Below are 12,240 nucleotides of genomic sequence, written 5' to 3'. Positions count from 1 at the left end.
CGCCGGTGACGACTCACGCCTATCGGATGAGCGCGGCCCGAGTGCACCACACGGCAAGTCAGGACATCACCGGAGTCTTTTTCTCATGGAAAGCAAAACCCCACTCGCGCCCCCCGCAGCGTCGAATGCCTCCGCCCCGGCGGAAGCCGGCGGCAGCCTGTTCGGCTGGTATGGCGACGCCACGCCGCGCGAAAAGCGCGCGTTCTGGAGCTGCAAGGTCGGTTACATGCTCGACGGCATGGATACCCAGATGCTGAGCTTCGTCATTCCGACGCTGGTCGCGACGTGGGGCATCAGCCTTGCCGACGCGGGCTTCATCGGCACGCTTACGCTGCTCGCTTCCGCGCTCGGCGGCTGGGTCGCCGGCATTCTGTCGGACCGCATCGGCCGCGTGCGCACGCTGCAACTCACGGTGCTGTGGTTCGCCGTGTTCACCGGGCTGTGCGGTCTCGCGCAGAACTACCACCAACTGCTCGCCGCACGCGCGCTCATGGGCTTCGGCTTCGGGGGTGAATGGACGGCAGGCGCCGTGCTCATCGGCGAAGTGATCCGCGCTCGCGATCGCGGCAAAGCCGTGGGTCTCGTGCAGTCGGGCTGGGCCATCGGCTGGGGTCTGACGGCGATTCTCTACTCGGTGCTGTTCTCGCTGATGCCTGGCGATCTCGCCTGGCGCGCCCTGTTCCTGATCGGTCTGCTGCCCGCGCTGCTGGTGCTGTTCATCCGCCGCTACGTGCAGGAACCGGAGGTGTACCAGAAGGAGAAGGCCAAGCAGGCGAAGTCGGAAGACGCGCCAGGTCTGGCGGCGATCTTCAGCCCCGCGCTGCTGTCGACGACGATCCGTGCGGCATTGCTGACGACGGGCGCTCAAGGGGGTTACTACGCGATCACGACGTGGCTGCCCACGTTCCTGAAGACGGAGCGTCATCTCACCGTGATGGGCACCGGCGGCTATCTCGCGATGATCATCTTCGGCTCGTGGGTCGGCTATCTGGCGAGCTCGTATCTGACGGATCGTCTGGGCCGTAAGCCGAACTTCATTCTGTTCTCCGTCGGCTCGATGGTGATCGCGTTCTCGTACACGTCGCTGCCGCTGACCGACAGCGCCATGTTCTGGCTCGGCTTCCCGCTCGGCTTCTTTGCCTCGGGTATCTTCAGCGGCATGGGGGCGTTCCTGACGGAGCTGTTCCCGACGCGCGTTCGCGGTTCCGGCCAGGGTTTCTGTTACAACGTCGGCCGCGCCGTCGGTGCACTGTTCCCGTTCCTGATCGGCATGCTCTCGAAAGAGTACGGTCTCGGGACGACGATCGGCATCTTCGCCGGTGTGGCGTACGGCGTGCTGATCCTCGCAGCGCTCACGCTGCCCGAGACGCGCGGTCGCGAACTCGACTCGCTCGAGGCGCGCACGCACTGATCGGCGAACGACCGCACGACATGTGCCAATGATCCACCGCGGCAGCCGTCGCTGCCGCGTCCGATGCGCTCTGTTGAACCTCTCCCGATAGCGAAATCGCTAGTGTGAGGATCCGTTCGGTGACCTCCGAATGGATCCGCACCGGGATTCGTGCGTCTTGTGTTTCGGACTACGAATTGAAAGACCGATAACGGGAGACGATACGACAACGTGTCGTTCTCTCTTCTGATTCTCGTTTGACCTTTGCTTTGCGAGTGACACCATGACGAACGCTCTCACGCCCTCCGCTCAAAACCGCGCCCCCGCGCATCAGACCGCTTCGCGCTGGCAGTTCTGGATCGACCGTGGCGGCACCTTCACCGATATCGTGGCGCGCCGCCCGGACGGCTCGCTCGTCACGCACAAGCTGCTTTCCGAAAACCCGGAGCAGTATCGCGACGCGGCGGTGGCCGGTATCCGTCATCTGCTGGGACTGGCCGCCGGTGAGCCGATCACGCCCGAGCTGGTCGACATGGTGAAGATGGGCACGACCGTGGCGACCAACGCGTTGCTTGAGCGCAAGGGCGAACCGCTCGCGTTGGTGACCACGCACGGCTTTCGCGACGCATTGCGCATTGCGTACCAGAATCGCCCGCGTCTGTTTGATCTCGACATCGCCTTGCCCGAAGCGCTGTATGCGGAAGTGGTGGAAGTCGACGAGCGGGTCGGGGCGCACGGCGAAGTGGTGCGCGAGCTGGATCTCGACGCGGCGCGCCTCGCCCTCGAAGCCATCTACGCCAAGGGCATTCGTGCGCTGGCGATCGTGCTGATGCACGGCTATCGCTATCAATTGCATGAAAAGAAGCTTGCGGCGATGGCGTGCGACATCGGCTTCGCCCAGATCTCCGTGTCCCACGAAGTCTCGCCGCTGATGAAGCTGGTCTCGCGCGGCGACACGACGGTCGTCGACGCGTATCTGTCGCCGATTCTGCGCCGCTACGTCGAGCAGGTCGCGAAAGAGATGCCCGGTGTGAATCTGCAATTCATGCAGAGCAGCGGAGGGCTCACGCGCGCCAACAACTTTCAGGGCAAAGACGCCATCCTGTCGGGTCCGGCTGGTGGCATCGTCGGCATGGTCCGAGCTTCGAGCGCTGCGGGCTTTGAACGCGTGATCGGCTTCGACATGGGCGGCACGTCGACGGACGTCTCGCATTACAACGGCGAGTTCGAGCGCGTGTTCGAGACCCAGGTCGCCGGTGTGCGCATGCGCGCACCGATGATGAGCATCCACACGGTGGCCGCTGGTGGCGGTTCGGTGCTGTCGTTCGATGGCACGCGTCTGCGCGTGGGGCCGGACTCGGCCGGTGCGAATCCGGGACCGGCGGCGTATCGTCGCGGCGGCCCGCTGGCGGTCACGGACTGCAACGTCATGCTCGGCAAGATTCAACCGGCACACTTCCCGAAGGTCTTCGGCCCGAACGCCAACGAACCGCTCGACCGCGATGTCGTGGTCGAGAAGTTCACCGCGCTGGCCGCCGAGATCGAGCAGGCGACGGGACGCCGTCAGACGCCTGAAGCCCTGGCGGAAGGCTTCCTCGAAATCGCCATCGGCGCGATGGCCAACGCCATCAAGAAAATCTCCGTGCAGCGCGGTCACGACGTGAGCCGTTACGTGCTGACGACGTTCGGCGGCGCGGGCGGTCAGCATGCCTGCGGTGTGGCCGATGCGCTCGGCATGACCAAGGTCTTTGCGCATCCGCTCGCGGGCGTGCTGTCGGCCTACGGCATGGGGCTGGCCGATCAGACCGCCATGCGCGAGCGCATGATCGAAGCGCCGCTGGCGAACGACGGTCTCGTTGCACTGGAAGACGCGCTCGGCGCCCTCGCCGACGAAGCCGTGAACGTGCTGCTCTCGCAAGGCGTGCCGCCGGCACGCATCGAGACGGTGCGCCGCGTTCACGTGCGCTACGCCGGCACGGACTCGGCGATCGCTGTGCCGTTCGGCAGCGTGGCACAAATGCGTGACGCGTTTGAAGCCGCCTATCGTCAGCGTTACTCATTCCTGATGGATGGCGCGGCGCTCATCGTCGAAGTGGCGTCGGTCGAGGCGATTGGCCTGTCGGACGCCCCCGTCGATATCACGCCGTTGCAAGCGCGCACGTCGGGCGTGCCACAGCCGGTGGACCAGGTGAAGCTGTATGCGGGCGGCGCGTGGCACGAAGCGTCGCTGTTCGAGCGCGACACGCTGCTCGCGGGCGACACCATCGACGGTCCGGCCATCGTCGCGGAAAAGAGCGGTACGACGGTGGTCGAGCCGGGCTGGCAAGCGCAAATGACGGGGCAGGGCAATCTCGTGCTCACGCGTGTGGTGCCGCGCGAGACCCAGCGTGGTCTGGGTACGCAAGCCGATCCGGTGCGTCTGGAAATCTTCAACAACCTCTTCATGTCGATCGCCGAGCAGATGGGGTTGCGTCTGCAAAACACGGCGTACTCGGTGAACATCAAGGAGCGTCTGGACTTCTCCTGCGCGTTGTTCGACCGCGATGGCAATCTCATCGCCAACGCCCCGCACATGCCGGTGCACCTCGGCTCGATGGGCGAGAGCATCAAGACCGTGATCGAGCGCAATCGCGGCAAGATGCGCGAAGGCGACGTCTTCATGCTCAACGATCCGTATCACGGCGGCACGCACTTGCCGGACGTCACAGTGATTACGCCGGTGTTCGTCGCGAGTGATGACGACGCCACGCGCGTGGGCGCGCCCGAGCCGCTGTTCTACGTCGGCTCGCGGGGTCACCATGCGGATATCGGCGGCATCACGCCGGGCTCGATGCCGCCCGACTCGACACACGTGGAAGAAGAAGGCGTGCTGATCGATAACTGGCAACTCGTGGCTGCCGGTGAACTGCGCGATCGCGAGACGCGTGAACTGCTCGGCGGCGCACGCTATCCCGCACGCAACATCGACCAGAACATGGCCGATCTGCGCGCCCAGGTGGCGGCGAACCAGAAGGGCGTGGACGAACTGCGCCGCATGGTGGGCGAGTTCGGACGCGATGTCGTGCTCGCTTACATGGGGCACGTGCAGGACAACGCGGAAGCCGCCGTGCGTCGCGTGATCGGTGCGCTCGCCGACGGGCACTATCGCTATCCGCTGGATAACGGTGCAGTCATCGAAGTGACGATTCGCGTCGATCAGGCCACGCAGCGCGCGACCATCGATTTCACCGGTACATCGGCCCAGTTGCCGAACAACTTCAACGCGCCGCGCGCGGTGTGCATGGCGGCGGTGCTGTACGTCTTCCGCACGCTGGTGGATGACGATATCCCGCTCAACGCCGGTTGCCTGAAGCCGCTGACGGTGATCGTGCCGCAAGGCTCGATGCTCAATCCGGTGTTCCCGGCGGCGGTGGTGTCGGGCAATGTGGAGACGTCGTCGGCGATCACCAACGCGCTTTACGGAGCGCTGGGCAGTGTGGCGTCGAGTCAGGGCACGATGAACAACTTCACGTTCGGCAACGAGACGTATCAGTACTACGAGACCATCTCGGGCGGCAGCGGAGCGGGCAACGGCTTCAACGGGTCCGACGCCGTGCAGACGCACATGACGAACTCGCGTCTGACCGATCCGGAAGTGCTGGAGTGGCGCTATCCGGTGCGTCTGGAAAGCCACCGCATTCGTACGGGCTCGGGTGGTCAGGGACGCTGGCAAGGTGGTAACGGCGCGGTGCGACGCATTCGCTTCCTGACGCCGATGACCGCGTCGATCCTCTCCAATAACCGGGTGTACGCACCGTTCGGTGCACAGGGCGGCGGCACCGGGGCGCTCGGTGCGAACTACGTCGAACGCGTGGATGGTTCACGCGAGGATCTGGCGCACATCGGACGTACGCAGATGCAGCCGGGCGACATCTTCGTCGTCGAGACCCCGGGAGGCGGCGGTTTCGGTCAGGCGTAAGGACAGCGGCTCCCCGGTTATGACGTGTGCGGACGTCGATGTGACGGCTTAGTCGCGTTGTTGGTACGTCCCGCCGGATAAGGTGACAGCGCATCGTGCAACGCGATGCGCGTAACTTTTGCGTCACTGGGAAATGACTGAAGCGAGGCCGGTTCCCGGAAGCGATGACGGGCTTTGCAAAGGCGGTTCCCTCTAGCCTCCGTACGATGCGACATGTCTGAATTGACTGACCGCAACGTACGGAGGCGTTTTCATGTCTGAGTCGTCGCAACAACCTTCCCAAGCTGTGCCCGAGTCCGCCGGGACGGACGATGTCATCGCCCAATACGAGCTCGCATGCGCCGAGATGCGAGGCGTGGGGCAGAAGCTGCACCGGCAGATGCAGGAGTATCAGTCGGTACTCGACGAGGTCGCACGTCTCGAAGCGACCGATACACCGCAGGCCCGCGAAAAGCTTCAGCGACTCGAAGCGCTGGTGCACAGCGAAGACTTCCGGCGCGACGAGCGCGAGATCCGTCGCATGTCGGCTGCGCTCACGCATAGCGTCGAGCGTCTGATGGCCGACTCGCCGATGGCGTGCGCGTCGTCCGCATCGTCCCCGACGTCCCCAACGTCCGCTTTGCACGGTGACGCAAAGCCGGGGCAACCCATCAAACGCGCGCCGTTTCGGCGTCGGACGTGCGCCTGATGCGGAGCCGCTCATGATCTATCGACATCAAGGGCAGGCGTCGCGGATGTATTTCGATGCACCGGGCGTGTCCGGCACCGCGTCGCTTCCTTCTGCCGCTTCCCGTTCCGACGATCCGTTGCTCTCGACGATTGCCGTGGCCGATGGCCGTCTGAGTGACTTGCAGACGCAAGCGAACGCGTGGCTGGCGAACGCGCAGGCGCGCATGGCTGTCGCTCGCGAGGCGGGTGCGTATGTCGCATCGGTGGCAGCGATGGAAAAGCGGGTGAGCGCGGGCGGCAGTCCGCAGCAGTTGCCACAGCCGTTGCGTGACTTTGCCGTGCGTCACGGACTGGTGGCTTCGCACGCGGCGGAGGCGTCGTTCGACGCGGCGGGTCTGCAAAGCCTCGGCGCGAAGCTTCAATCGCTCGCGGCGAACGATGGCGCGTCGAGCACGAGCGCGCAGATCGAACTCAAGCGTCTCGTGACTCGCTACGACAACACGCTGACGTTGTACAACGCCGTCGTCTCCAAACTCGGCGAAATCATGAAAAGGCTCGTGAGCAGCATTTGAGCTGCGCCCACGACCGGCATTTCGCTGTCTCGATTGACCTCTATTTTCAGGAACCCAACGTTATGACTCTTGTGTCCGGCACGAACTCGTCGCTGCGCACCGCTTCGTTCAATAGCCCGCTCATGGGCGGCTTGATCCGGGATGTCTCCATCGGCGGCGTGGTCCAGAAGCTCGACTTCCACGGCACGCTCGCCGCCTACGCCATGTTGATGATGGAGATGAACAACGGCGAAGCGCAAAACATGATTCAGGAGATGCAAAGCCGCCAGAAGGAAGGACAGGAAGCGCGCGACGCCGCCAACCAGATCGAATCGCTGATCAACGACATCGGCTCGGATACCTCGAAGAAGGTCGCGCTCGGCGATGGGGTGCGCGGCTTCTTCGACAAGCACAGCATCGAGATTACCGTCGACCAGAACGGAACGAAGAAGACGCTGATGCAATGGGAAAGCCGCAGCAAGCGCCTCGGTGAGAGCGGCTATCAGGCGCCGACCGGTACCAATAACGAATACTCTGCGGCGAACCTTCGTGCGCTCAAGGCGGCGGCGGAAGGGTTTGTCGAGAAGGCGTCCGACAGCCGTACCGTCGATCAGATCAAGATCAACAAGAAGCTTCAGGAATACAACGGCGCGTCGACGCTCGTGAACACCATCTACTCGTCGCAAGGCTCGCAGCTCAACCAGATCAACGGGTCGATGCGCACGTGAGCACGCCGGAGGTCCCGGACGTCGCATCGTCGGCTGACGCTGGCGAGCACACCCCCGATGCGCCGGCCATTCTCTCGCGGTTCTTCGAGCGCGGCGGCGCGTTGCGCATGCTCGCAGATCTCGATGAGGCCGATCTCGCAAGTGTGCGGGCCTACGCTGCGCAGCGCTTCCGTGACGGGCATGTCGCGCGCGCTCAGCGCGTGTACTTCATTCTCGCGACGCTCGACCAATGGTCGTTCGGCGACTGGTACGGGCTGGGGCTTTGCTATCAGCGTCTCGGACAGCACGAACAGGCGTTGCCGTGCTTCGCGAAGGCGGGCGTGATCTGCGCATCCGATCCGCGTCCGCCCTATCTTGCGGGGATCAGTTACGAGCACATGGGCAATCTCGCTTTTGCGGGACTGTCGTACCGCGCGGCGCTGCGTATCTGCGCACAACTGCCCCAGCACGAAACTCTCGCGCGCTCGGCCCGGGGCCGGTGCGACGCACTCAACCGCAACACGGAACCCACTTCATCATGACAGTCATTCACTCCATAGGCGCGGGCTACGCGCCGATTGCAGCCGGTGGCGTCGACGCGGTGTCCACGGGGAATGGGACACAGGAAGCGTTCGAATCTGCGGACGCCTCTCGTGCCCGTCGTCAGCGCCAGGACTGGCTCGCTACCGAGGACTTCACCCCCGACACGCCGGGCGGCGCCGACTGGCGCGACGCCAACGACGCATTCTCCCGCATGTTGAACCGCCTGCTGACCATCGGCAGTGGCCTGGCTGCGAGCGCGTTGCGATCGTCGAGTCTTGCCAACGGATCGACGCAGGGTTCGGATCTTGCCGCGCTTGAAAACGTCGATCCGTCCACGCTTGCGATGCTGGCGTCCATGATCGCGATGGACTCGCTGGGCGATACGGCGAAGTCGACGCAGCGTGCCCTGGAGTTGCTCGCAGAGCGGCAGGACAAGCTACGTCAGGAAGACATTCAGAAGTATCGCGAGCAGATGGATGCGAAAACCGAGGACGCGAATCAGGCCCGTAAGGGCGGCATCTTCGGGGTCGTGTTCGACTGGCTCATCGCCGCCGTCGATGTCGTGGTCGGCGCAGTGAAGGTCGTGACGGGCGTACTCACGATGAATCCCATGATGATCGCGGGCGGCGTGGCCGACGTCGGCGCGGGGATCGCGGGATTGGGCGCGGCTTATCACAAGACGATGGCGCTGACCGATCCGAAGAACGCGGCGTATCACGAGAAGGAAGCGGCCAAGTGGGGGCATGCGCAACTGGCGTTCCAGATGCTCGGCATGGTCGTGGGCTTCGGCACGTCGGTGAAGGGGTTCCTCGCCAAGCGCGCCACGACGAAGGCCGCCAGCCGCGTCTTCAAGGCCGGTGCTGCCGAAGCGCTTGAGCAAGCGGTGAAGTCGGGTGACAAGGCCGCCGTCGATGCGATCAAGACGCGGGTGGTCTCTGAGATCGGCTATGTGATCGGCAACGAAGTCGGCAAGCGCGTGGGCAGATCACTGCTTCAGAGCGGCACGCAGAGTGCACGTCGGCTGGCGCGTGCGGGGTTCAACCGCATGGCCGAGCAGTTCACGCAGCAGATGATCGAAAAGATGGCGTCGCGCGCCTTCGACAAAGTGGCGAAGACGGCGGCCAAACAGGTCGCGCGTGGTAAGGGCGTTAGCGCGAAGGGGCTGACCCGCTCGTTCACGTCGCGCATGAACACGCAGGGCTACTTTGCGCTGGCGCGGGGTTCGTGGTCGCTGTCTCACGCGGTGCGCGGCACGTTCGCGGGCGCCAATGCGCTGGGGCAGGGCATCGTCGGCGTGCAGCGCGCGAAGTTGCAGAACGAGGCGCGCGATCTCTCCGTCGACATGATGTGGTTGCAGATGCTCATGCAGATGAACGGCGACGACAAGAAGCAGACGGCAAAGCGCATGGAAACGCTCGTGGGGCAACAGAACGACATTGCCGTATCCACGGGGGAGCAGGTGCAGAAGACGGGCGAGATGCGCATCCGGATGGCGGCGTCGTCGGCGCGCGCGTAACGCACCCGGACACATTGGAATCATTCGAAATCCACGGCACGGCGACACGTCGTGCCGACTCATTCTGGAGCAGGACATGACGACGACTATGCATTGCGCTTTCACCTTCGCGAATTACGGTTCGGCGGGCGACCTTGCATCTGGCATCAATCACCGCTCGACGGCAGGCGAGGCGAACGTCGGCACATCTCGTATGACGGGCGCTGTGCCGCGCCTTCGGGAGCAGGTCGACGGCATGCAATCGGCGCAGATGCTCATCGCGCTGTTCCTCTCGATGCGGGTCGCGGAGCGCAACACCGATCAGGCCTACCGCACGCGTCACGATTCGATGGTGTTCGAGCGCGGGCTGACGGCACGTGCCGAGAAGTTCAACGCCAACCGGTCGCACTACAACTCGGGCCTGATGTCGGCCATCGGCGGCATCGTCTCCGGCAGCTTCTCGCTGGTCGGGGGCGTCGGCTCCGGCGCCGCCGGGTTCGGCGGTGAGCTGGGCAAGCTGCGCGTCGTGGGGACGGCAGTAGGGGAAACGACCAAGGGTGTGAGTCAGTTCGTGAAGTCGCCGTTCGACGTGGTGTCCAACGACGACGCGCTGGCCGGTCGCGATAACGACGTGCTCGGCGAGTTCGAGATATCGCTCTCGGAGGAGACGCGGCGAACCAACGAGCGGCTGCGTCAACGGATCGACGCGACGAGTGCCGATATCCGCGATGTGTCGCGTTCGATGTACGGCATGATCGGACAGCAGGTCACGAAGATGTACGACACGATTCGCTAAGCCATGACAGTCTGCGAGCGCGCCGTTGCGGCATTTTTCAGGACTCACCGTTTCACGGCGCGCGCAGAGGTTTGCGAACGCATGCATATCATCAAGGGACAACGCGTCGAAAACGGCGAGTTGTCCCTTTGTCATCGTCTGGAGAAACTCGCCGCCGGCAACGTTCTGACGATCACCGACTTTCGGCTTCACGCCGAAGCCCGATCCGGCGAGCATGCGGTGCGGCGTTTCTGTCAGCTGATCCGGACGCTGCTTCGCACCGTGCCCCATCTGAGCTACGTGCGCGGCATGATCCTGCCGGGCGTGAGCGACCCGAAGCGCCGCGACATGCGTTTGCGACTGGGCGCAATTCTCGAGCGCGAGGGCGCATTCTGGCGTGAGGAAGACGGCGATCGCTGGCTCGTGTTCTGTCGCGATCCGCAAGGCGTGCCCACGCGTCACATGACGACGCGCGGCACATCGTCGAGCGCGGTGGCGGACTACGGCAGCATGCCGAGCACGCGCCACCAGACGTAATCGAGCGGGAACAGTAGCACGAGCGTGATGAGCGTCATCGCCACTGTCAGGCGCGTGCCGTCTCGCATGCCGACACCCCCGAGGTGCATCGCGATCATCATCGGCGGGCTTTGGTACGGCAGCAGCACCGTCGAGAAGACCGGCACTTGCAGCATCAGCACGGTGTAGAGCGGCAGGCCGCTTGCCGTCGACAGTTGCCCCGCGAGCGGCGTGAGCACGGCGGGCAGACCCGGCAGGGTGGCCACCAGGCCGATGGCCGCACCGATCGCGATCAGCCATGCGGCGTTGATGACGGGGGTGCCGGGCACCATGCCCACGGCATCGAGACAGAGCCGCGCGACTTTCTCTCCGAGTCCCGTATCGGCGACCACTGCACCGACACCGAGGAATCCCGCCACGTAGATGAGCGGGGTGATCTGCATCTGATCGGTGAAAGTCTTTGGCGTGACGATGTGAATCGCGGGCAGCAGACAGAGAATGGCGGCGGCCACCGAGATCCACGCGGGGGAGATGCCGTGCCAGGCGTCTGTGGCGAAGCCGGCGAGTGCGAGCGCGAGCAGAATGGACAGACGTCGCGCGTCGGCGGTGAACGGCGGAGGTGTCGCGGTGGCAGTGTTCGTGAGCGGGCCGTCGTCCGGGAACAGCCGGCAGACGACCCAGATCAGAATCGCGGCCTTGAGCGCGCCGAGAATGGGGAAGTGCAACAGCAGGTACGGCGCGTAATGCAGCTTCACGCCGTAGAACGAGTCGGCGGCGCCCATCAACACGCTGTTCGGGATGTTTGCGGGCAGGATCGTCGTCGGCGGCATGTAGCTGGCGGCGGCGACCATCATCACGAGGCCGGTACGGCCGCGACGTCCCTCGGTGAGACCGATGCGGTCCGCGAGCGCGAGCACGATGGGGATGAGCAGCAGAATGCGCCCGGTCGTGGAAGGCATGACGAACGCGAGCCCGACGCTCGCGATCAGCACGGACGCCACGTAGCGTGGGTACGTCGGACGCTTGAGTGCGAAGACGGTCGATGCCAGACGCGAACCGAGGCCGGTCGTGCGAACGGCGAGCCCGGTCACGGCGCCGCCGAAGACGAGCCACCACGCCGCCGAGTGAAAGCCTGCGAAGATCACCTCCGGCTTCGCTACGTGGAGCAGCACGGCGAGCAGAAAGAAGGTGAGGGTCGTGACGGGCTCGGGAAACAGGCCGAACGCCCATGCGCCGATCGTGAAGAGCACGAGCACGGCGGCCTGCGCAGCCGTCGGTGACAATCCCAGCGTCGTGCTGCCGTGGCTCGCCGCCCAGAGAGCAAGGGCAAGCGCGGCATAGGCGGCGTAACCACCGAGTGCGCGCAGGCGAGCCCGCAAGCGCTCGCGTCGCGCGGCGTCGGCCGCATGCGAGGACGGGGATGGGTGAGGTGTCTCCGGTGCAGCGGACTCGGTCATGGCGCTTGTCGTTTTCGTGTTGGGCCAGTGGATGTGTGACGTTACCCCAAGATGCGACTTCGCGGGAATAATGAAATCATTTCGTTCGAAAGTTGCGATTTCGGGAGTAAATTGGCCGCTTTGCGCCAGATTGGCTCGAACGGAAGGTGAGTCGTCGTGGGCGATGCTTCTGTCGGCGC

The 12,240-nt window shown here is 64.5% G+C and carries 10 protein-coding genes; 9 read left to right on the top strand and 1 reads right to left on the bottom strand.

Features of this window, described 5'->3' with window-relative positions:
• The first annotated feature begins 85 nt into the window (after positions 1-85).
• From C5N93_RS08130 to C5N93_RS08090, 9 genes are all read left to right on the top strand, one after another.
• On the top strand, positions 86-1,411 hold the full coding sequence (locus tag C5N93_RS08130; RefSeq protein ID WP_242558898.1) for an MFS transporter: 1,326 nt from the start codon (positions 86-88) through the stop codon (positions 1,409-1,411).
• Between the two features lie 262 nt (positions 1,412-1,673).
• The gene (locus C5N93_RS08125) at positions 1,674-5,348 is read left to right on the top strand and encodes a hydantoinase B/oxoprolinase family protein (RefSeq protein WP_242558897.1); all 3,675 of its coding nucleotides are present in this window, start codon (positions 1,674-1,676) and stop codon (positions 5,346-5,348) included.
• Between the two features lie 253 nt (positions 5,349-5,601).
• A complete protein-coding gene (locus C5N93_RS08120; RefSeq protein ID WP_242558896.1) occupies positions 5,602-6,036 on the top strand; it encodes a hypothetical protein in 435 nt (144 codons plus the stop codon).
• A 13-nt stretch (positions 6,037-6,049) separates the two neighbouring features.
• The gene (locus C5N93_RS08115) at positions 6,050-6,589 is read left to right on the top strand and encodes a hypothetical protein (protein WP_242558895.1); all 540 of its coding nucleotides are present in this window, start codon (positions 6,050-6,052) and stop codon (positions 6,587-6,589) included.
• Between the two features lie 62 nt (positions 6,590-6,651).
• On the top strand, positions 6,652-7,296 hold the full coding sequence (locus C5N93_RS08110; protein ID WP_150722745.1) for a hypothetical protein: 645 nt from the start codon (positions 6,652-6,654) through the stop codon (positions 7,294-7,296).
• Complete coding sequence (locus C5N93_RS08105; RefSeq protein ID WP_242558894.1) at positions 7,293-7,817, top strand: CesD/SycD/LcrH family type III secretion system chaperone; 525 nt, start codon at positions 7,293-7,295, stop codon at positions 7,815-7,817. The genes C5N93_RS08110 and C5N93_RS08105 overlap by 4 nt, the downstream gene beginning before the upstream one ends.
• Positions 7,814-9,334, top strand: a complete 1,521-nt coding sequence (gene sctE, locus C5N93_RS08100) for a type III secretion system translocon subunit SctE (protein ID WP_242558893.1) — start codon at positions 7,814-7,816, stop codon at positions 9,332-9,334. The genes C5N93_RS08105 and sctE overlap by 4 nt, the downstream gene beginning before the upstream one ends.
• A 76-nt stretch (positions 9,335-9,410) precedes the next feature.
• Positions 9,411-10,109 carry a hypothetical protein gene (locus tag C5N93_RS08095; protein ID WP_242558892.1) on the top strand — a complete coding sequence of 233 codons (699 nt, stop codon included), beginning with the start codon at positions 9,411-9,413 and terminating at the stop codon, positions 10,107-10,109.
• Between the two features lie 81 nt (positions 10,110-10,190).
• Positions 10,191-10,625: a hypothetical protein gene (locus C5N93_RS08090; RefSeq protein WP_242558891.1), complete on the top strand. Its 435-nt coding sequence runs from the start codon at positions 10,191-10,193 to the stop codon at positions 10,623-10,625.
• On the opposite strand, the gene C5N93_RS08085 is transcribed toward C5N93_RS08090, so the two are convergent.
• Positions 10,589-12,061: an SLC13 family permease gene (locus C5N93_RS08085; protein WP_242558890.1), complete on the bottom strand. Its 1,473-nt coding sequence runs from the start codon at positions 12,059-12,061 to the stop codon at positions 10,589-10,591. The genes C5N93_RS08090 and C5N93_RS08085 overlap by 37 nt on opposite strands.
• Positions 12,062-12,240 lie beyond the last annotated feature (179 nt).

It is taken from the genome of Pandoraea sp. LA3, from assembly GCF_022696215.1.
GTDB classification, from domain to species: domain Bacteria; phylum Pseudomonadota; class Gammaproteobacteria; order Burkholderiales; family Burkholderiaceae; genus Pandoraea; species Pandoraea capi.
The sequence above is the reverse complement of the archived record's forward strand: the minus strand, read 5'-3'. Positions and strand labels throughout refer to the sequence as shown.

Excerpts from the sequence above, each read along its gene's own strand:
- C5N93_RS08120 (WP_242558896.1), top strand. The coding sequence starts at position 5,602 with ATGTCTGAGTCGTCGCAACAACCTTCCCAAGCTGTGCCCGAGTCCGCC.
- C5N93_RS08130 (WP_242558898.1), top strand. The coding sequence starts at position 86 with ATGGAAAGCAAAACCCCACTCGCGCCCCCCGCAGCGTCGAATGCCTCC.
- C5N93_RS08125 (WP_242558897.1), top strand. The coding sequence starts at position 1,674 with ATGACGAACGCTCTCACGCCCTCCGCTCAAAACCGCGCCCCCGCGCAT.
- C5N93_RS08115 (WP_242558895.1), top strand. The coding sequence starts at position 6,050 with ATGATCTATCGACATCAAGGGCAGGCGTCGCGGATGTATTTCGATGCA.
- C5N93_RS08095 (WP_242558892.1), top strand. The coding sequence starts at position 9,411 with ATGACGACGACTATGCATTGCGCTTTCACCTTCGCGAATTACGGTTCG.
- C5N93_RS08085 (WP_242558890.1), bottom strand. The coding sequence starts at position 12,061 with ATGACCGAGTCCGCTGCACCGGAGACACCTCACCCATCCCCGTCCTCG.
- sctE (WP_242558893.1), top strand. The coding sequence starts at position 7,814 with ATGACAGTCATTCACTCCATAGGCGCGGGCTACGCGCCGATTGCAGCC.
- C5N93_RS08090 (WP_242558891.1), top strand. The coding sequence starts at position 10,191 with ATGCATATCATCAAGGGACAACGCGTCGAAAACGGCGAGTTGTCCCTT.
- C5N93_RS08110 (WP_150722745.1), top strand. The coding sequence starts at position 6,652 with ATGACTCTTGTGTCCGGCACGAACTCGTCGCTGCGCACCGCTTCGTTC.